Below are 21208 nucleotides of genomic sequence, written 5' to 3' on the forward strand. Positions count from 1 at the left end.
AAGAATTATCAATGAGCATAAGCAATGCTTAATGAGATATGCGTAATGCCTATTTTGGTAGCAATACAGGGGAGTTAGCATCAGAATTATTATGGTTATTAGCTACAGTTGTTGGTTTATATATTCATATTATTTAATTTAACCAATCACCTACGGCTTGAATCGGCTTACCTTTATACTCAACCCAACTTACCCAAGCCAGTTTTTCAGCTTGTTGAGCCAATGACGGCGCAGTTTTCACTGTTCCAGAAAACTCTAAATTCGAACCTGCACTAAATGATTGTAAGCTGATCACAGTAAAATCTTGCTTTAAAAACTTATGACGATTTTCGCCACGTAATACGTCTGTTTTAAAACCACTGCCAACCAAGGCCAATTTGAGCTGGTAATCTTCATTATTGTTTTGAGTAATTTGATTTGAAGGTTTAAATGAAGCAATGAGTTGCTGCTGGTGAATATCAAGATTAAGCTGGCCTACGCTATGATTTCCCGCTTGCTGTACTTGACGAAAATCTCTATCAAACCACCCTCGCCACTCATTTCCATTAACTAAAAATCCTGGAGTATAAACCTGACGAATATTCAGTTTATTAAGATGATCATACTGACGTTGACTAAACTGTCTTTTTGAAAAAGGATCGCGCCAGCCGAGATAGTTCCAATAAGTCACATGAAATGAAACTGGAAAATAGCTTTGCCACAGTGCGTCTTCATCCATAAATTTTGACAACCATTCTTCTGCTGGCGGACAACTGCTGCAGCCTTGGGAGCTAAATAATTCGATAAATATCGGCTTTTTAGAATCACTTTGTTTCGTGAATTCCGTTAAGCTTTGCGCTTGAGTACCCGATGCTAATGCCACCAATAACGCGCCAATAATCATTCGAACCATATTTACCTCGCACCGTATGCATATTTTCTCTATTGCTTATAAGACCACTTACTTGTTAAGTTCATTTCAACCTTCACTTCATTATAAGTTACCATGATGACGCCATATCAACCTATTAGCTGCAGCCTTTATGATCAAATCGAACTCGCCTGCATAAAAGGGAAAACCATCAAAATTGAACTACTTGATGGCAGTGAGATCACCGCCGTACCGAAAACAACTGAAACCCACTCTGACAAAAACGAGTATTTAGTGCTGACAAATGCTGAACAAGAGGTAAGTATTCGACTGGATTTAATCGCAATGCTTCATTTCTGCCTCTAAACTGAATGAATAGGCTCAAAAAGGCAGGAAGTGGATGAAAAATGAAATATCTATTCTGCACCTTAGTTTTATTACTTTTTCAGACAGCAAGTCTGGCGCACTAAACAGAAAAAATTCAGATATCCATTAACTTCGTCAATAAGTCAAACTGCTTCATGAGCAAGTTTGTCGCTTAGAATCAGAATTGCCACACATAAATTTAAACTCAGCAGGAGCTGCCGCTGCGTACTGTGTTACATGCAGCAACACAGTACGCCTAAGAAAATCAAATTTTTCATTAAGACATTGATCATTCAGGATTAAATTTTGTGCTTTTTGAGCGTTTACCTGTTTAAGACGTGAGCCATGAAGCTAAGGGATCTAGCGATTTAGAAAGTACCAATCTTTGTCATACCAGCGGAGGCTGGTATCCAGTGACTTTTATAGAAAAAACAAAGGCACGAGACTACCGACATACAAAACTGTCGTTACTTCGTTTCCAGCCTGCGTTGGAATGACGAGAACTCATCGGTATACTTTCTTCCGCAACTTTCCTAAGCCATCTAAGTGAGCGGCTCACAAAACAGAACAATGAACGCTCAAAAGCATCAAAGACAGTAACAACGATTGATGAACACAATAATTTTTATTCTGGGGGGAAGAAAAATTATCTCGGGTTAAAACTGAAAGATTGTCCGGCCAACGAAGCTTCAAGCATCAAGCCACCTTTCGCGACCGTGAAAACGGCCAAGCCGTTAATGTATTCACCCGCTGAGGCTTGTTTACCACCCGATTGTCCTGCCCCTACAGAATTACCTGTTGTACCAATTTGAGCATTGGCGCCTAAATTAATCGCAACGGCCGTGGCTTGTGCATTAAATTCGAAATTGCCACGAGTAAATGTGTCGTAAGCTTTTTTATCTTTAAAGAAAATGATTTCACTGTAAGCTTGCCCACCAATCTGAAACCCTATTGATAATTGTGTTAAGGTCGTATCACCAGTGTTTATTCCGGCTTGGTACACTTTACCTTGCCCATAGGCGCCACCAACTCCCAGCCCAGCTTTACCGACAGTAGGAAAAATGGCGTAACCATAAGCATTATTCAAATATCGCTGTGTTTCAGAGGCGTGAGAAAAATTATCTACGGCTTGTGAATAGCTGTCCGATGCAAAAGCGTTTGATATTGTTAAGTTAGTAACAATAAGGACAATAAGATATGTGATTCGATAATACGACTGCATGATGCTTACCTATTTATATTTAGAAACATTAACTCAGAATATCGACTATTCACTTTAGAGCTCTTTTTTTATGCATTCATGTCAGTTTAAATTCAGAAATCTTTACCTTGAATTACCTTAGATAAGAATGCCTTTTCATCTTGATTCAACACAGTTTCGTTCTGCTCTGATGCTTTAGCATCATGACTTGTATTCAATCCCGATTGATACCCAATAATAGTAAGCTGCTGTAAACGATAAATAGCTAACAAATACAAGGTTAACAATAAACTTAGTTGAATCGCAGTTTGAGCAAAAAGGACAAATTGATCGCCTAAAATAAACGATAAGCTCGCCAACAAACTCCGCACAAACCAATTTACTATCACGGCACTGGCTAAAATTAATAGCCAGCGTATAGTGACATCGGAAAGTGGTTCAGTGTTAATACTGAGTTGCTGTTTATATCGACGTATTAACTTCACGATACAAATAGAATAAATAATAACTTGAATCATCAACAGAACCGGTAACAAAACACCTAAAAAAGTCATGTTATGCATTGATTCACTCATTATAAAACTGGACAAGTTATAATGGGTTGTGGAGAAAAAAACCACACTAAGCGCCACTATTGCAGCTGGAACTAAGTGCCACACTAAGACACTAGAATGTGTCGCTGTAGGCAAAGTTTGGCGACAGTATTGATAAAGCAGCGGCATTAATAGAAAATAAATAGGGGTCATTAACGCCAATAATAAGTGCATTGGCAAAGGTGTGTTTTCACGGTTGAGCAACCCTGTAAAAAAGTAAACCGCTAAGGTGATAAATATCAAAAATTTCGTGTGATTTTTCGCACTGTCTGAATGTTTTTTCCAAATCAAGAACATAAAGGCAAGCACGACGCAGTGAATACCACCAATCAGTGATAACCACCAATACGCTTGATGCAAAAATTCCACTAACGAACTCAAATAGATACTCCAATTCAATTAAAAATGCTTAAAAATCATCATTTTTATTGATTATGATGACTAAATATCGAAAAACTTAGCAAAAATGCAAATAAACACTTGATTTTATAGTCACCATTGCTCTAAATATAGCCTTGACTGGTTAATTATTCGACTCTAACATTTCATCACCTTGGAATGTGAGCGAATTAACACATCAATGATTAACAACATTACTTGATAGAGGAAAGGATTTTGGTTAAATTTTTAGCACTGGTTGTAATCGTAGGGTTGGGATATTTTTTATACAACCGTGCCCGTCGCAAAGACAGCAGTGAAACTCTGCCAACCTCTGAAAAAGCCCCTACTCCTACAGAGACTGAAGAAGTCGTGGCTGTAGAAGATTCACCAAAGGCTGAAACTCAACACGAAGATGAACCTGAAGTCGCCGTGGTTGCTGAAGCTCCTCAGCTTGATTGGGCCGATGACAATTTAGTTAATGCCATGACTCAAGTGAATAGATCTGACGATTCAAACCAACAATACCAAGGCATGCTCTCGGCCATTGCTGTGTGTTATAAGCAACGCAAAACACAGCAATATTTGATCTTTGGCTATTCATTGAGTCAGCAATATCAAACTCTGTTTGGGCAGCAGGAATCATCAGCCAAACTAAATGGCACAGGTTTTATGCAATTAGCCACACTTGCCACAGATAATGGCGATTTCGATTTGGCCATCAATTTGTGTCAACAAGCCTTGGATAACGACTTATCTGACGGCACCGTGACCGGATTCGAAGGTCGTATCAAGCGCATACAACAAGCGCAAAAGAAAGCAGCTCAATAAAGCAAATACAGCCGTTCCATTGAAGGGTATAATCCATCACTAATTTATACGCCCAAATACTTTTCAATGGAACTTTAAGTGGCCAATCCTTTACTCAAATTTAACCTTCGCCATATTCAACTCGACACAGAATCAATGAACCTTCAATTTCAAGCCGACATTGATTTTGAACAGTTCGACTTATTTGCTGATGTTTTCATTCAATCTATTGATTGTCGCTTAATAGAAAAACACTGGGGCGCAGATCGTCATCAATGGCTTATCAATTTCGAAGGTTGTTATATTTCACTCAACTATGAATTTTACGGTGACTGCTGCTGGCTGAGCGTCGAGCAAGCGTCTGATATGGAAACTTTACGCTTTTTGTCCGGTCTAATTCAAAATGCTATTGTTGAACCCTTGGCTGAAACATCGCCACCAGACGCGGAGAGTGCAAATGAATAATGACACATTATCTGTTGAAGGCAATTACGGCAATCAACACTCGGATAGCATCATCCAAACGCCTGAAATCAATGATGTGCCAAGTGCAGGCTTCCATTACCAATCTCTCACTCCCGATAGCATTCTTGATGCCATCGAAAGCATAGGTATTTATCCTGAAACAGGGCTATTGGCATTAAACAGTTATGAAAACCGCGTCTACCAATTTCGCAGTGATGATGGCAAACGCTATGTCGTAAAGTTCTACCGTCCCGAACGTTGGAGCGACAAGCAAATCATAGAAGAACATGAGTTTTCGTACGAAATCGCTGACGCTGAAGTGCCACTTGCTTTGCCACTCACCATCAATGGCACCACGTTACATGAACATAATGGGTTCAAATTTTCGTTATTCCCCTCTATTGGTGGGCGTAATTTTGAAGTCGACAATTTAGAACATTTGGAAATCGTTGGTCATTTTATCGGGCGCTTGCATCAATGTTCTATGCGTCAAGATTTTGATCACCGTCCCATGTTAACTCCTAAAAACATGGGTGATGATGCCATTGCTTGGTTAAGAGACTCTGGTCATATTCCTCAATCACTTGCCGAGCCATTTTTTACCATTGTTGAGCATGTTCTATCCGAAGCGAAAAGCATTTGGATGAATATTGATTGTCAACACATTCGACTACACGGTGACCTGCACCCCGGCAACATTTTATGGACGCCCGATGGTCCTGGATTTGTGGATCTCGATGACGCTCGCAGCGGCCCAGCAATCCAAGATCTATGGATGATGCTCACTGGCGATCGCACACAACAAACCATGCAATTAGAAATTCTGCTCGAAGCTTATGAAGACTTTTGCGAGTTTGATACTCAGCAATTAAAACTGATCGAACCTTTGAGAGCACTAAGAATGTTGTATTACAATGCATGGATCAGTCGACGTTGGGACGATCCAGCATTTCCAATGCATTTTCCATGGTTTAATACTGAAAAATATTGGGAACAACAAATTTTAGCCTTTAAAGAGCAGCTGTCGGCATTGAATGAACCACCATTAACCTTAATCCCTTACTGAATTTGTAACAATTTCAGTAGCAAATTTCGTGAAATTTACTTGAGTTAATAGGTAAAAACGTATTATGTTATCGGCAATTATACAGTTCCGTTCGGTAATGAAGTTCCAACTTACATAAAATAGGATACCAAATGAAAAAGATATTATTCATGGCTGCGGCTTTATTTTTAGTCCCTATGCTCTCACAAGCAGCGCAGTATAAAGAAGGCGTCCATTACACCGTTATTCATGACGGGGCAGAAACTGCCAAGCCAGAAATCAAAGAATACTTTTCATTTCTTTGTGGTCATTGTTTTAACTTCTACCAAACCGTACTTCCAAAGCTTAAAAAAGGCTTACCAGAAGGCGTGACATTCAAACAATCACATGTTGACTTCCTTGGCGGTAAAGTGGGTGTCGAACTCACTAAAGCTTTTGCTGTGGCTTATCAGCTCAATATTTCAGCCAAAATGGAAAAAGCATTTTTCAATGCAATTCATGTACAACGTAAACGTTTAGTATCAGCAGATGATATTCGCCAAGTCTTTATTAGCAATGGTGTAGACGCGAAAAAATATGATGCCGCGGCGAGTTCATTTATGGTGAATGCACAGGCTAAAAAAATGGGCCAAGATGCACGAAAAGCTAAAGTAACGGGTGTACCCGATCTTGTCGTCAACGGTAAATACCGCATTGAAAAAGGCGCGATTAAATCGTGGGATGATTACCTAGCGATTGCGTTTTATTTAGCAAAAAAATAAGTAATACTCATATATATCAATTAGGGAGCTCAGGCTCCCTTTTTTACACTTATCGTTATTTCTATTCCAAGAACAAAAGATGAAACGCTCATTGACAGCACCACTCATAATAATCATATTGTCATTACTTCCAGCAATGTCGCACGCTACTGAATTCAAGCAAGGCGTTCATTATCAAGCGATTGATAACCCATCAGTTACATCCACACCAACGTTTACTGAATACTTTTCATTTTTTTGTGCTCAGTGCTACCGATTTTCAAAAACGTTCGCACCTGTTGTCCGCAAGAAACTGCCTACAAACATCAAATTTAGACAAGTGCATGTTGACGGCTCTCAGGTCACGAATGAACTCAGTAAAGCCTATGTACTTGCAGAGCGGCTCCACAAAGACATTGAAGTTGAAACTGTTTTATTCGATGCAATTCATCAACACAAAGATCGTCCAAAGAATATCGAGGACGTTCTCAAATTAGTCACCCAATCAAGCCTTAATGATAAAAGCTACGCACAAGTTAATTCATTTACCGTTAATTCAGCCGTTGCCGCGAACCGAGCCGAAGTAAAGCACTTTAACATCACCGTCATCCCCACCCTCATCGTCAACGGCAAATACCAAATTAATTATTCATCGCTTAAATCAGAACAGCAACTGATTGAGTTAGTGACGTATTTAGTGGCTAAATAGACAGTTTTTGTCGGTAGTCTAGTGCCTTTTTCTTGTTCGAAGACAGTCGCTGGATACCAGCCCACTCTTGTATGACATATTATAGGTTTGCTTACGCAGAGCTCAGCTAAAATGAGGAAGTTAAATGAAGTTTGCTCAAACTCGGTTTCAAGATAATTTTTCACGTTTTTACGAAGCATTTTGTTATATCTGTTATTTAACCTTTGTGGCTGTCATTCTTAATTATGTATTTTCTATTGATTCCAGTTTTGTTAAGCAGGAAATATTTATTGTCATTATATTTACGATTGGCACTTTCATTTACATCAAAATTAAATTTAAGTCGGGTTCTCACTCATTAGAAATTGATGAAAATAAAATTATATTTAAAGATGAAAGGTTCATTACAGAAATAAAGAAGGCTGATTTTCAAGGTTATCGGATTACTACGCTCATGCCACATCGAGTAGTGATAAAAAACAAAATCTACGGTAAAACCTCTTTCAGTTATTATGCTTTTTCGCCCAAACAACGTAAAAAGATTTTCGATTTATTGAATAATTATTACTAACCAGAATTCAGGGCAACCGCACGAGTAGACGCAAGATATTGCGTCTACTCGTTCAAATTCAATCCTCAAGAATTATCCTAATGACTCTAGATACTCAACCAAAGTATTCACTTGTACATCAAGTGGGTCTGAGCTGGTATCAATGGTCAATTCTGCATTTAATGGCGCTTCATACGGTGCATCAATACCCGTAAATTGCTTAATTTCACCTGCTCTGGCTTTTTGATATAAACCTTTGGGATCCCGCTGTTCGCAAATCTCAAGCGGTGTGGATACATGCACTTCAATAAATTCGGCTTGAGGAAACTGTTCTCGCACCCTTTGTCGTTGGAGCCTTGAAGGCGATACAAACGCGGCTAACACAATCAATCCTGCATCGAGCATCAATTTACTGACTTCCGTGATGCGGCGTATGTTTTCGTTTCTGTCTGTTTCACTAAATCCTAAATCATGGCACAAGCCATGACGTATATTATCACCATCAAGCAAATAAGTGAGTTTACCATTTTGATGTAATTTATGCTCCAGCGCCCCCGCAAGTGTCGACTTTCCTGAGCCTGAAAGCCCTGTAAACCAAAGTATTCTTGACGTTTGATTTAATAGTGCGCTGCGTTGTTCGCGATCAACATCATGAGAATGCCAGCCAATGTTACTCATTACTCTTCCTTACAAAAATCTACTTAAACTTAGAAAAATTACTTTGACGCATTGAACCTAAATAAATAGGTTGAATGCACAATTTAACTTTAATTTATTGAAGTTAAATATAAAATTAAGCAACCCTAATTCACCCATCAGGTGAGTGCTGAACATTCATATACTTGCCAAAATCATCGCTAGCTGCGCTATAAATTTTGCAAGCAGAAACGAAGTAACAACAGTTTTGTATGTCGGTAACCACTACTTGCTGCTATTCATGCCTTGCTATCAGTATTTTTCTGCGTATATGAACGCTCCCAACCGATTTATTTAGGTTTAAGTAGAGTAGGCTACTGGCTTCGCTATCGCTTATCCAGCAGCCCCTCTTCGATTCCGTGCATGAGGTTTTCCCTCACACGGCTCTGTTGTTACACTTCTCTCAGCCCCTTCACTTTGCTTATCATCTTGTCGTGGGTAAATACTCAAGACCAGCTTGGCGTAATTTTTCGTAAGCACCTCGTGATAGATACTTGCTTCGACGTTGACTTAAGCGACGATGCCAGCGATAGAACCGGTTTACTACAAATCCATTTATTCTGAAAAATACACCTCTGGGATAACCTATCCCACCAAAATAGTGTTTCCATCCCCTCAGAACTTGATTAACCTTATTTATCAGTACGCCAAGTGTATTTGAGGTTCGATGCTTCACTATGTCTCTGAGTTTATTTTTCAGCTTTGTTTGGCTCTTCTTAGACGCCTGTATCTTAATGTAACTGGTGCCTTTGATGAGGCCTGTGATCCGTTGAAAGTTAAAACCGAGGAAATCAAACTCATTCATCAGCTTTCCCATATCCACACAGTGGGTTTTACTTTGATTTAGCTTCAGACCTTCATCACTTAATTGCTGTGTTATCCAGTCCAGTTGCTCTTGTGTGTAGGTTTGCTTATGAAGTACAACAAAATCATCTGCATAGGTAACGATTTTACACGGTGTTTTTTCGTGTATTTTCAAACAGAAATCGTTGAGATAGATGTTAGCCAGTAGTGGAGAGATAACTCCGCCTTGCGGAGTGCCACATCGGCTTGCTTCTATTCGCCATTTCCCGTTGACCGTCTCTATGCTGATGGGCGCTTTGATAAAGCTTTTCAGTAAACTCAGAAAGCTGCTGTCGCTTATTCGCCTTTCTACTTTTGCCATCAACTTAGCGTGCGGGATGGTATCGAAATAGGCACTCAAGTCAGCATCGAGTACGTGCTGGTAGCCTTGTTTTAGGCTCATTTCAATGACTTTTACCGCTTGCTGGGCGCTTCGACATGGACGATAACCATAACTGTGTTCATGTAAATGAGGTTCGTAGACGGGTTGCATCACTATTGTCATCGCCATTTGCACAATTCTGTCACTGATTATCGGGATCCCAAGTTTCCGCGTTTTGCCGTTGTCTTTGAGTATTTCTACTCGTTTGACTGGGCTAGGTCGATAGTTTTTCTGTTGTAATTGAGTTTGAATTTCTTTTAACAGCGCAACGACTTTCTTTTGCTGCTCTAGATAACTGAATGTGATGCCATCAATTCCTGCTCCGCCTTTATTGGCTTTGCATCGTCGATAGGCTTCTTCGAGTATATCTAGGCGACTGAGTTTATCGTACAAGCTGTAAAATCGAAGCTCCGAGTTAAGCTTTGAGCGTAAGTAAAGTTTTCGCTGTAATATTCTGATATTTACTGGAGTGTTAGCCATATGGCAATTTCACCTCAAAAGTTACGTTAAAAAACGGGTGTAACACTGAGCCCCTTCCCTGATGTAAAGTTATGTTGTCTTCACGGTTAACGGTACTATGGGCTCATCCGACTGCCTGAGCGCCCTATCTGAAATTTCGGTTTACCTTATATTCGGATAGTGCAAGTCACTACCTTCCAACACTCAGGCTCTCCCACGTTCACTTTATTTCCTTCAATACATGCCACTTCATATTACGCCGGAAGATCAAACAGATGCATTTACCAGTTGCTTCTCTGTTTGTGTCAGGGTTCGTCAACTAGGAAAGACTCCCCATCTTCATTTTTTGATTTACGACGCTTAACTGAATTCGCTTGATGCTGCGGCCTACATTGCATCTCAACCTTTATTCAAGGCCTTTGTCACAGGGCTTCATGTCATAGCGGTTACCCATTATGCATGCCCGTCAGATTTCGGGATGAACTGGTAATTATCCCGTCAGGTACGTTTCAACCTGATGGACTTATTATAAATAATAACGTTGCGGTCTCTGGTTTATGGCCATGTAATCGCTTGGCTGCGTATACGTTGAGACAAATCCCGCAACAGAATAAAGCGCTTCGTGGCGCTCCCTAGAAACATCAGTTGACTACGTTCTCAAGCGTAGAAAAAATGGCTGATAGTAAGGCGTAGCTTGCAGCAAGTAGTTATTCTACTTGCAAAAGTTACAACGCAGATAGCAGTCATTTTAGCAAGTTTGTGAGCGTAGAGCACTTCACTCATTGGGTGAAAGCCATGATGATAAAATCATAGTATTGCTCAAACAGTTACTCATATACTCAGCGTTCAACTGATGATTTTAGGTTTAAGAGCGCCAACAACTGATTTTTCTAGGTTAAACTAAAACGGAAACCACAACGGCACCAAAAATACCACAATGGATGAATACAAAATCGATAACGGCAAACCCAAAGAAATAAAATCTTTAAATCGGTAACCTCCCGCATTAAACACCATCAAATTAGTCTGGTAACCATAGGGCGATATGAAACTCGCACTAGCACCAAAAACAACCGCCAATATGAAGGGTTTTGCGTCAACACCTAAGCTGGCCGCAATCGCTAACCCGATAGGAAACGCTAAAGCCGCTGCGGCATTGTTAGTGATCAGCTCTGTCAGTAATAGGGTCAGAAAATACACACCGACGAACGCGCCAAAAACACCATAACTCGCTGATACACCGCTGAGTAATTTTGCCATGTTATCGGCAAGTCCTGTCGATAACATCAAATCAGCCAAACACAACGCGCTGCCGACAATGGTAACCAAAGTCACAGGAAAACGTCGCTTAATGTCACTCATCGTCAGTATGCCACTGACGAGAAAAACCAAGAGCAATAATATCAACCCTTTAGCCAGTGAGAGTAGACCAATTAAGCTCATCGCTAAGGTAGCGGCAAAACCAAACATCACCCAATGGCTGCGCTTTTTATCCAGTTTTAACGCGAGATCTAAACCATTCAATGCTGCAAACTCATTTTGCTGATCTATGTCGGCTTTAAAATCCACTCCTGGGCTCAGTAATAACACATCACCTGGGCGAAGAATGACATCACCTAATCCACCTTTAAGTGGTTCACAACCACGACGAATGGCTAACACTGCAGCAGAGAATCGCTCCCTAAACTGTGCTTGTTTCAGTGAGACTCCAACCAAACTACTGCTTGGAGCAATGACGGCTTCAATTAAGTTTTGTCCATTAGCCTGTTGCTTACCAAACCATTCTAAACCATCAAATTGATGTAATAGTTCAACGGATTCCATCGCACCACTAAAGCGTAATGTATCCCCTTGCAACAACACCATATTGGGCGGCACTGGTGACATTCTTACTCCATTGCGTTCAAGTTCAACGAGGTACAACTTCTTTAATGCACGCAATTGATTTTGCAGTACCGTTTGACCAATTAAACTGGAGTATTCGCCGATTCTGGCTTCTAATAAATACGGTAGGCCAATTTCACTCTCTTCACGTCCACGCTCTGGCAGTCGATGTGACAACAGCAGTAGCAGCAACATGCCAGCAATCACTAATACAACGCCAACTTGGGTAAATTCAAAGAAAGATAAAGGTGCTAGCCCTGCGTGCTCGACAAATGAATTCACAATAAGACTGGTCGATGTACCGATTAACGTCATTGTGCCACCCAGAATGGTGGCGTAATTCAAAGGTAGCAATAACTTTGAAGCACTGTGACTTGAATTTTTTTGTACGGGACCAATTAACGAAGCAATCACTGCTGTATTGTTGGTGAAAGATGATAATAACGCTGTAGAAAAACCCAATTTTACTAAGGTCATGGGAAATGATTCTTTGGCAATAAATTGGCTTAGTTTACTGAGTAGATAAGTTTTTTCTAATGCGCTGGCCACCAAAATTAACAATACTAACGTGATCAAACCACTGTTGGTAAAACTGTTCAACGCCTGACTTAAGTCAACCAACCCAAATAAATAGCAGGCCAACGCGGCGCAAGCAAAACAAATTGCAGGCACCACTTTACCAGTAAATAACCCCGCTAAAAGTCCAACTAAAATTAGCGTCAGAACCGTCACATCGGTCATTAGCTCTGACTCAAGTCTTTCGCATTCCAGTGTGGATAATACTCACGCACCCACGCATTAAGTGCGAGTTCTTCTGCTGAATAACGGGCTGATGAGTTAGTTGTTGTGCTTTTGGCAAACGTGGCTGGCGTTGCATTAACAACCATCAATGCGGCCAATGTCGCATTAGACAAACGATCAATGAGGATCAAACTCCCTGTCGCCTGACACTGACTGTAAGCTTCAAGTGGTAACGCTTCTACCAACTGAAGTTGCACTCTGGCGATGGTATTTAATCCAACAAGGCCTGTTGTAGTTTCTAAGCTATTTATATCTTTAATGTGATCGATATTAACGATCTTAGCTTGGGTCAACTTACTCGCCACTTTGACGTTGTATAAGCGATCAATTTCGAGCGGAGTTTCATCAAGCCACACCAAATCAACGGTTACTGAGTTACTGATCGTTGGCAGTAGATTATGATCATCACCGCTAACGATCAGATCGCCCCGTGACACATCAACTTCGTCGGCTAAGGTTATTGTGATCGCTTGCCCAGTTTGTGCGCTGTCTAAGTTGCCGTCGAAAGTAACGATACTGACGACTTGAGTTTGCTTACCAGAGGGTAAAATTGTCACTGGATCGCCGACTCTGACATGGCCCGATGCAATGTATCCAGAGAAACCACGAAAGTTGAGATGTGGACGTTGAACATGTTGAACTGGGAATCGAAACCCTTGAGTGATCGTTTTATCATCACTATTAGCATCGAGATCAATGGACTCTAATGCCAACAACAATGTTTGACCTTGATACCAAGGCATTTCACTGGATACATTCACAACATTATCACCGTCAAGGGCAGACAGTGGTACATAGTCGACATTTAATGGAGCCAGTTGCTTGGAAAACTCTGCAAACTGCTCTGAAATATCTTTAAACACTGATTGCTCAAAGCCCATTAGATCCATCTTATTAATTGCAATCACTAAATGTTTAATACCCAACAAACTAGCAATGTACGCATGTCTTCGAGTTTGGGTTTGTACGCCATAGCGCGCATCAATCAAAATAACAGCAACATCACAGGTTGAAGCTCCGGTAGCCATATTACGGGTGTACTGCTCATGCCCTGGTGTATCGGCGATGATAAACTTACGTTTATCGGTGCTGAAATATCGATAGGCCACGTCGATGGTAATACCTTGTTCCCGCTCAGCTTGCAGGCCATCAACTAAAAGGGCTAAATCAAGTTTGTCACCTGTGCTGCCTATACGAGCGCTTTCTTGCTCTAATGTCGCCAGCTGATCGTCGTAAATTTGTGCACTATCGTGCAGCAATCTACCGATCAAAGTACTCTTGCCGTCATCCACACTGCCACAGGTTAAAAATCGCAGTAATTGCTTTTGCTGTTGTTGTTCGACATAACCACCCAGATCTAATTCGTTTTCATTTTCTAATGACTCATGAACGGATACTTCATTCATCAGTGATCGACTCAAAGAAACATCTGTAATTTTTGTGTTTTGATTGATCATTAGAAATACCCCTGCCGTTTTTTAAGTTCCATTGATCCCGCTTGATCCGCATCAATTAAACGCCCTTGTCGTTCACTGGATCGCGTAAGCAGCATTTCAGTAATGATCTTATCGAGACTATTTGCACTTGAATGCATAGCCGCTGTCAACGGGTAACAACCCAATGTCCTAAACCGCACCTGTTCATGTTTGACTTCGCTTTGATCGTGGGGCAAACGATCATCATCGACGAGGATCATCATGCCATTCCGTTCGATCACAGGCCTTTTCTCAGCAAAATAAAGGGGAACGAGTTCAATATTCTCTTGTTTGATGTATTGCCAAATGTCCAATTCTGTCCAATTCGACAAAGGAAATACTCGGATACTTTCACTAGGATTAAGCGCCGAATTATAATTATTCCACAGTTCTGGGCGCTGGTTTTTAGGATCCCAACGATGGTGATTATCACGGAACGAATAAATGCGCTCTTTTGCACGGGATTTTTCTTCATCACGTCTTGCGCCGCCAAAAGCCGCATCGAAGCCATATTTATCTAGAGCCTGCTTCAGTCCTTGTGTTTTCATGATGTCGGTATGTTTAGCACTGCCATGATCGATGGGGTTGATGTTTTGAGCCACCCCGTCAGCATTCTTATGGGTTAACAGTTCAAAACCATATTTTTTCGCCTGCTGATCACGAAACGCAATCATCTCTTTAAACTTCCATCCAGTATCAACATGAAGCAGTGGGAATGGAATTTTACTTGGATAAAACGCTTTACGAGCCAAATGCAGCATGACTGAAGAATCTTTGCCAATTGAATAAAGCATGACTGGGTTTTGAAATTCAGCGGCGACTTCACGGAGAATGTGAATACTTTCAGCTTCTAATTGCTGTAAATGGGTGAGTGGGGCTTTATCCATGATTAACTCCTTTTTCAGCCGAATATTCATGCGTATTTTCAGGCTCGCGATTAAACCAACTTAAATCCTGTGACAACTTGGTCACTTCCCCCACGATGATTAACGTGGGTTGCTTTTTAGGGATCTGATTGGCCAATATCTCCAATTCAGAAAGTTTGCCTAATAGCAGCTGTTGTTTTGGCGTAGATGCATTGCTCACTAGTGCGACTGATGTGTCTGCATTTCTTCCTGCGATGAGTAATTGAGTTTTAATGCGACAAGCTTGAGATAACCCCATATAAATCACTAAGGTGTGATTCGATTGTCCATACTGTTTCCAGTCAACTTTACTTGGCGCATTGAGTTTTTGATGGCCAGTGATAAAGCTCACTGCTTGTGTATGATCGCGGTGGGTTAACGGAATGCCCGCATAAGCAGCGGCTCCAGCGGCGGCAGTGATACCAGGCACAACTTCAAATTCAATTTTAGCCTCAGCGAGAGTTTGCAACTCTTCACCACCACGACCAAAAATAAACGGATCACCACCTTTCAAACGGATGACGATTTTATTGTGGTAGGCTTTCGTCACAAGCAACTGATTAATTTCTGCTTGCTCTGCACTGTGATGGCCAGCCCGCTTGCCAACAGAAATTTTTTCAGCCGCTTCAGGGATCAGTGCCAATATTGCTTCGCTGACCAATGCGTCAAATAACACCACGTCAGCTTGATTAAGCAAGCGCCATGCTTTTAACGTAAGCAGCTCTGGATCGCCGGGCCCAGCACCAATGAGGTAAACTTTTCCTTGTGCGCTGTTTGCCGATAATGACACCAGTTCCATAAGTTTTATCCGCTATATCTAAGATTTGAAATTTGATGAGTAAAATATAGCGACTTTCTTATATTATTTTAAATATAAAAAACAGAATAGTTATTACTTTTTAATATAAGCAGTATGTGTTTTTAGGAGAAAATCGATGTTGGAAAAGTAAGCGTCTAGCAATCTCCACATTCCCACTTCGAATTCAAAACGTAATCATTACCCATTTAGATAATGTTAACGGGAATAGTATGATCCTAAAAACATGAGTTAAACGCTGAGTATACGAGTAACTGTTTGAGCAATACGATGATTTTATCATCATGGCTTTCATCCAATGAGTGAAGTACTCTACGTTCACAAGCTTGCTAAATGACTGCTATCTGCGTTGTAACTTTTTCAAGTAGAAACGAAGTAACGACATTTTTGTATGTCGGTAACAACTGCTTGCTGCAAGCTACGCCTTGCTATCAGCCTTTTTCCTGCACTTGAGAACGCAGTCAACTGATGTTTCTAGGATGATGGCAGTCAATGCCCAAAAACAATGGCAGATGCTGATTAGGGCACCGCCGAAAGGCTTTACCACTGTTGAACGAGTTTAAAGTCTAGCTGGACAAGTCTGTCAGTTAAATGTTACCAAGTCACTAACCGATATCGCAGTGGAGTAAGTCTAAACCAATAGCCTAAGCTACTTCGCTATATCGAGGACGGTCGTCTTGATATTGATAACAACCGTGCGGAAAGAGCGGTAAAGCCGTTTGTCATTGGCAGGAAAAACTGGCTGTTCTTTCATACGACGAGAGGGGTCAAAAACAGCGCAGTTCTCTACAGTGTCATTCAAACTTGTAAGGCTAACGGAATCAACACAAGCGATTACCTGACTTACATTTTAAAACAATCATCATGCAAAACATCTGTCACAGAGCAACTTATGTCTTGGAACCTTAAAATTAATGATTATTTCAAGTGAGTCAGGAAATAGAATACAAACTTATCAAGATATGGCTGAAAACTGCCTATCCAAGTACGTTCCTATCAGCGAAGATAAAACTATAGATAAAGAACGTTTTGTGAGTAAAGCTCAAGATATTTATGATACAAGAAGTACAGCAACATTTACTCTGGCCGAGCACACATGTTTTGGGGCTGGTGTCGAATGGCTACGGTGTTATTAAAAATAGCACCAGTTTTGACTGCGAGAAAGCTGCAACCATACAGCAAAGTTATTTTGCTACCTGTTCTACCTGTACTAATGGGTCTTTACCTAGAGAACAAAAATATGCTATTTCACAACAAGGAATTTATTGTTACTTAAATCAAGAAATGGACCAATATGGATTGAACGTAAAACTTGAAGGAGCCAGTTTTGATCATATCAAATCAATGATTGGCTGTTTTTCAGATATTTTCTGCTCTATGAGTAAATGTGCAGTATTTGTAACGCTTCATGGGGGGATTATCGAAAATGGATTTTACCATTATTATGCACATAATATTATCTTAGCGAAGACATCACAAATAGAAGTTGAAAATAATGTAGAGGATAAAATCCTTTTATTTGATTGTTGCGGTATTGAGTTAAGTTGGACTAGAGAGAAGCTGTAGCCTCTTACTTCGTTCATAGCCAAAGTTATGAATGAGATTTCGGTTTGGGTGGAAGGTTTAGTATTCTGCGATAATTACAAGCAAGAGCAATTTAGGACTTGTTATGTATATGAAGGCTCATGGCCTAAGACTCTGAGCATAGACTAACAACTAATTCCAGAGGATTGGACATCACTATGCTTCTGTTGCTTTGCTCTCTTTTGGTGGTATTTACTAGACGCTTACTTGGAAAATATTGGTAAGAGATAAAATAAAACGGGCACGATAACCCGTTTTACTCTCAATAAAGCACAACAATTACTACTTTACTACTTTGCCTTTATCGTCATTTTTTCGTTGATGACGATGCCATTAGCAGTAAAATCAATGGATACACTAATTTGACCATCTTCTTGCATCATCTTCAATTCATCTGGGATAGCTTGCCCTGATAATTCGGCCATCGCTAATATTGGCTTCATGATTTTGGCCTGATCGCCACCGAAGTGCATAAAGCCATTTGCTTCAACGGCTTCATTCGTTAGGCTATCCGCCACTTTTTCTGCTTTACCCGGCGTATAAAGTACAATATTTTGCCCTTTAATCGCCAACATAGGTTTAACTCCTAATTCTGCAGGAATTGGCAATAACGTAGATAAATCAACTGGTTCACCGTTTTCAACTAATGAAACATTCGCAAACATTGGAGCAAAGCTTTTCAGATTATTGAATAGAGTCTCAGGCTTTAATGCTGTAACACTGACTACAGCATCCAATTGTTTCACTTTCGGCTCTGCAGTCCCATTGGCTGAGTCCAGTTCAAAATCTAAAATAGCCGCTGAAATACCCTTCACGCCCGGTGCCATACCAGTAAACATGCCTAACATGGCTGGGCTTTGCTGTGCTAATTGAGCTTGCATTTGCGACAATGGCTCACACTGATAATCTGGTGTTTGTAGCTCGGTCCAAATATCGGATAATGCTGACACTAAGTTATCGTTATCAACTCCAAAACCCATGCTAAACGCGGATCGTCCATGTGCTGAAACATAATCAGGAATAAAACCACGCAGCTTACTTAGTGCCGTCATCATCACCTGATTTCGGCTTTCAACCACTACTGATACATCCATATCAGCAGCGGAGTCGCTTAAATTAAACTCATTGAATCCACCGACAGTTCGCGGCCAATTCTGTGAAATTTGCTGTAACTCAGTGGCACATTGAGCTTCTTTGATCTCTGAGAGTGGATCTTGATTCGTAAGCGCGAAAATTCCAGTGAGTTGTTTCGCAAGTTCATTACCATCTGTGGTGGTTAACCCTTTCACTATCTCAATATGATCCATAAAAAAGATACTATTTGGGTTAAAGCCGTATTGCTCAATAACTTGGTTAACTTCACCGGATTCGGTTAACGATTTCTGTGGCTTTTGCTGACCTAATGCGATGTTAAGCGCTGTACCATCGATTGAAAAACCATCAAGAGTAATCGTTAACATGCCGTTTTGTTCAGCAAATAACAATTCCATTGGCGAGCCATTGGGGCCTTGCTCCATTATCCTATAGGCACGATATGATAATTCGCCCAGTTTACGTTGCTGATGAGTAAAGCCGCTTTCTTGTTCGGCATTATCTAATAATGCCCAGAAAGCTTGTGGTTTATCGAGCTCAACTTTTACGACTGGCATAGCACCAATAGTATAAAAATAAGATTTGCCTTCATCAGGTATGCCTAAGCTGGCAAGAAGCGACGCAGGATCATCTGAATGGTTTACTACGGCATAAAACAGTGCCATACCAAATTTAGCCAGAGGTTCGTCTGGCTTATCAAACTCTTTAAGCTTATCTGCTTGCATTTTCAGCGAAGACAAATTGACATGTTCTAAATACTTTTTAGTCGGAAAATCCGTTAAGCTCCCTGAAAATAACAGCGTATCGGCAGGAATATAATCCAGAACAGGATTATCATCGATGGAAGGCGTTTGATTTTGAGTAGCCCAATAACCAGCGGCTCCAGCAGCAACGATGGCTACTGCAATAGCGGCTTTTTTCATTTTAAACTCCATTTTATAATAAGCTGAAATATTTTGTGCTTAAACTGACTTTTAATCAAGCAGTTAATCGTGAAGCTTTGATGTCTCAGACCTTGCTGTCATCAACTCTGTCGTCATTTTAACCCAATGAATTAGCAATAACACTGGGAAACCAATTAAGCTTGCTGCAATAAAAAAATTGACGTAACCGAAATTATCCACATAAACGCCCGAGAAACCCGCAATAAATTTAGGAAATATTTGCATAATTGACGATAAGATAGCGTACTGAGTCGCACTGAATTGGTTACTGGTTAAACTCGACAAGTAAGCTAAAAACGCAGCAATGGCGATACCACCACTGAAGTTATCGACCGAGATGACAAGCGTCAGCAAAGTCACGTTATGGCCTTCAACCGCTTGCAGCGCGAATAATAGATTCGTTATCGCGGTCAGCAGAGCCCCCAAAAAAAGAATTTTCATGGTGCCAAAGCGCTTTAACAATAACCCGCCTACACCTGCGCCCACAAGCGTCATAATCACGCCATAAACTTTGCTAATTGATGCTATTTCACCTTTAGTAAACCCCATATCGACATAAAACACATTGGCCATGATCCCCATAACAATGTCCGAAATTCGATAGGTTGAAATGAGGGCTAGAATCAAAATTGCCGCCCAACCATAGCGTTTTGAAAAATCTACAAATGGCAACACAACGGCTTGATAACCCCATGAAAAAAACGCCGCCAATTGCGGTGAATATTTCAAGCTCAACTTCGCTTTCATTTCCAGCTGTGATTTATTGACTTCACTGTCATCGATGTTCGGCTCTTTACTCAGCAAGGTGGCCAACACCCCCAGAAACATCAATCCTGCCATCACTTGAAATGACGTTTGCCACGCCAATAATTGATAAGTTTGGCTTTCGGTTTCAAACCATGCGGCTAAAGTCAGTACCCCCGCGGTACCTGCAATCATGGCACCTCGATACCCCACAAGATACGAAGTCACTAGTGCTGCTTGCATATCTTCAGGTGCTGAATCGATACGAAACGCATCAATCACAATGTCTTGAGTCGCTGATGCAAATGCGACCATCAAAGTAAATATCACTAAGTGTTCGAGATCTTGTAATGGATCACTCATCGACATGCCGATAATGGCGGTGATCAAAGTGGCTTGCGCCAGTAAAATCCAACTTCGTCGTCGCCCAAATAATCTTGTTAACCAAGGCAATGACATTCTATCCACCAGCGGCGACCACAACCATTTGAGGGTATAAGCCACGCCTATCCAACTAAAATAACCAATCGCTGTACGATCGACACCAGCTTCTCTTAACCAAAAAGAGAGGGTTGAAAACACTAATACATAGGGTAAACCTGAGGAAAACCCCAAAAATAACAGACTGAGCACTCGTTTATGAGCATAAACAGAAAACACCTCTGCTATGCGCGTCGAAAACGTCATAGTTGAACCGAATAAAGATTATGTTAATGCAAGCTTACGGATCGACTTGAGGATATTCAAGTTATTGCCGTAAGTAGCCGTTTGAGTGATAAGAAAAACCAAAAAATTTCCTGATTACCCTTTAAGTAGAGTAGGCTACTGGCTTCGCTATCGCTTATCCAGCAGCCCCTCTTCGATTCCGTGCATGAAGTTTTCCCTCACTCGGCTCT

Annotated in this window: 20 protein-coding genes and 1 pseudogene; 10 read left to right on the forward strand and 11 right to left on the reverse strand. The window is 40.8% G+C overall.

Translation table 11 applies throughout. The features are described 5' to 3' along the window. Positions 1 to 133 precede the first annotated feature (133 nt). Complete coding sequence (locus E2I05_RS19205) at positions 134 to 892, reverse strand: DUF1223 domain-containing protein (protein ID WP_243641051.1); 759 nt, start codon at positions 890 to 892, stop codon at positions 134 to 136. Between the two features lie 93 nt (positions 893 to 985). Between E2I05_RS19205 and E2I05_RS19210 the strand changes: the two genes are divergently transcribed. Beyond that, complete coding sequence (locus E2I05_RS19210) at positions 986 to 1216, forward strand: Rho-binding antiterminator (RefSeq protein ID WP_121852852.1); 231 nt, start codon at positions 986 to 988, stop codon at positions 1214 to 1216. A gap of 646 nt (positions 1217 to 1862) precedes the next feature. On the opposite strand, the gene E2I05_RS19215 is transcribed toward E2I05_RS19210, so the two are convergent. After that, positions 1863 to 2438 carry a lipid-binding SYLF domain-containing protein gene (locus tag E2I05_RS19215; RefSeq protein WP_121852851.1) on the reverse strand — a complete coding sequence of 192 codons (576 nt, stop codon included), beginning with the start codon at positions 2436 to 2438 and terminating at the stop codon, positions 1863 to 1865. 92 nt (positions 2439 to 2530) lie between these two features. Further along, the gene (locus tag E2I05_RS19220) at positions 2531 to 3391 is read right to left on the reverse strand and encodes a hypothetical protein (RefSeq protein ID WP_121852850.1); all 861 of its coding nucleotides are present in this window, start codon (positions 3389 to 3391) and stop codon (positions 2531 to 2533) included. A 234-nt stretch (positions 3392 to 3625) separates the two neighbouring features. Here E2I05_RS19220 and E2I05_RS19225 point away from each other — a divergent pair, with 234 nt between their 5' ends. From E2I05_RS19225 to E2I05_RS19250, 6 genes are all read left to right on the forward strand, one after another. Continuing rightward, positions 3626 to 4219, forward strand: coding sequence for a hypothetical protein (locus E2I05_RS19225; protein WP_121852849.1), 594 nt, complete (start codon positions 3626 to 3628; stop codon positions 4217 to 4219). A 78-nt stretch (positions 4220 to 4297) separates the two neighbouring features. Then, positions 4298 to 4663 carry a DUF3630 family protein gene (locus E2I05_RS19230; RefSeq protein WP_312018402.1) on the forward strand — a complete coding sequence of 122 codons (366 nt, stop codon included), beginning with the start codon at positions 4298 to 4300 and terminating at the stop codon, positions 4661 to 4663. Next, positions 4656 to 5729: a serine/threonine protein kinase gene (locus tag E2I05_RS19235; RefSeq protein ID WP_121852848.1), complete on the forward strand. Its 1074-nt coding sequence runs from the start codon at positions 4656 to 4658 to the stop codon at positions 5727 to 5729. Before E2I05_RS19230 ends, E2I05_RS19235 begins: the two co-directional genes overlap by 8 nt. Positions 5730 to 5860: 131 nt before the next feature. After that, entirely contained in the window at positions 5861 to 6469 is a 609-nt protein-coding gene (locus E2I05_RS19240; protein WP_121852847.1) for a thiol:disulfide interchange protein DsbA/DsbL, read from the forward strand. A gap of 79 nt (positions 6470 to 6548) precedes the next feature. Then, positions 6549 to 7157: a thiol:disulfide interchange protein DsbA/DsbL gene (locus tag E2I05_RS19245; RefSeq protein ID WP_121852846.1), complete on the forward strand. Its 609-nt coding sequence runs from the start codon at positions 6549 to 6551 to the stop codon at positions 7155 to 7157. Positions 7158 to 7281: 124 nt separating this feature from the next. Continuing rightward, positions 7282 to 7707 (forward strand): hypothetical protein, encoded by a 426-nt coding sequence (locus tag E2I05_RS19250; protein ID WP_121852845.1) that lies wholly within the window; start codon positions 7282 to 7284, stop codon positions 7705 to 7707. Between the two features lie 72 nt (positions 7708 to 7779). On the opposite strand, the gene cysC is transcribed toward E2I05_RS19250, so the two are convergent. The 6 genes from cysC to cobA form a co-directional block, all read right to left on the reverse strand. Further along, positions 7780 to 8364: an adenylyl-sulfate kinase gene (cysC, locus tag E2I05_RS19255; protein WP_121852844.1), complete on the reverse strand. Its 585-nt coding sequence runs from the start codon at positions 8362 to 8364 to the stop codon at positions 7780 to 7782. A gap of 442 nt (positions 8365 to 8806) precedes the next feature. Continuing rightward, entirely contained in the window at positions 8807 to 10087 is a 1281-nt protein-coding gene (gene ltrA, locus E2I05_RS19260) for a group II intron reverse transcriptase/maturase (RefSeq protein ID WP_133309548.1), read from the reverse strand. A gap of 879 nt (positions 10088 to 10966) precedes the next feature. Beyond that, positions 10967 to 12691 (reverse strand): SLC13 family permease, encoded by a 1725-nt coding sequence (locus tag E2I05_RS19265; protein WP_121853183.1) that lies wholly within the window; start codon positions 12689 to 12691, stop codon positions 10967 to 10969. After that, entirely contained in the window at positions 12691 to 14157 is a 1467-nt protein-coding gene (cysN, locus tag E2I05_RS19270; protein ID WP_121853188.1) for a sulfate adenylyltransferase subunit CysN, read from the reverse strand. Before cysN ends, E2I05_RS19265 begins: the two co-directional genes overlap by 1 nt. Before the next feature lie 50 nt (positions 14158 to 14207). Continuing rightward, positions 14208 to 15113: a sulfate adenylyltransferase subunit CysD gene (gene cysD / locus E2I05_RS19275; RefSeq protein ID WP_121853182.1), complete on the reverse strand. Its 906-nt coding sequence runs from the start codon at positions 15111 to 15113 to the stop codon at positions 14208 to 14210. Next, positions 15106 to 15930, reverse strand: a complete 825-nt coding sequence (gene cobA / locus E2I05_RS19280) for a uroporphyrinogen-III C-methyltransferase (RefSeq protein WP_121853181.1) — start codon at positions 15928 to 15930, stop codon at positions 15106 to 15108. The genes cysD and cobA overlap by 8 nt, the downstream gene beginning before the upstream one ends. 661 nt (positions 15931 to 16591) lie before the next feature. Here cobA and E2I05_RS22230 point away from each other — a divergent pair. From E2I05_RS22230 to E2I05_RS19295, 3 genes and pseudogenes are all read left to right on the forward strand, one after another. After that, positions 16592 to 16879, forward strand: a pseudogene (locus E2I05_RS22230) (IS66 family transposase); the annotation flags it as partial. Continuing rightward, complete coding sequence (locus tag E2I05_RS19290) at positions 16863 to 17084, forward strand: hypothetical protein (protein ID WP_133309812.1); 222 nt, start codon at positions 16863 to 16865, stop codon at positions 17082 to 17084. The pseudogene E2I05_RS22230 and the gene E2I05_RS19290, both read left to right, overlap by 17 nt. Beyond that, the gene (locus E2I05_RS19295) at positions 17059 to 17514 is read left to right on the forward strand and encodes a hypothetical protein (RefSeq protein ID WP_133309813.1); all 456 of its coding nucleotides are present in this window, start codon (positions 17059 to 17061) and stop codon (positions 17512 to 17514) included. The genes E2I05_RS19290 and E2I05_RS19295 overlap by 26 nt, the downstream gene beginning before the upstream one ends. A 308-nt stretch (positions 17515 to 17822) precedes the next feature. Here the strand turns inward: E2I05_RS19295 and E2I05_RS19300 are convergent, their stop codons facing one another. Together E2I05_RS19300 and E2I05_RS19305 are read right to left on the reverse strand one after the other, a co-directional pair. After that, positions 17823 to 19547: a hypothetical protein gene (locus tag E2I05_RS19300; protein ID WP_121853179.1), complete on the reverse strand. Its 1725-nt coding sequence runs from the start codon at positions 19545 to 19547 to the stop codon at positions 17823 to 17825. A gap of 63 nt (positions 19548 to 19610) precedes the next feature. Further along, positions 19611 to 20999 carry an AmpG family muropeptide MFS transporter gene (locus tag E2I05_RS19305; protein ID WP_121853178.1) on the reverse strand — a complete coding sequence of 463 codons (1389 nt, stop codon included), beginning with the start codon at positions 20997 to 20999 and terminating at the stop codon, positions 19611 to 19613. Between the last annotated feature and the right edge of the window lie 209 nt (positions 21000 to 21208).

The organism is Parashewanella spongiae (genome assembly GCF_004358345.1).
Classification (GTDB): domain Bacteria; phylum Pseudomonadota; class Gammaproteobacteria; order Enterobacterales; family Shewanellaceae; genus Parashewanella; species Parashewanella spongiae.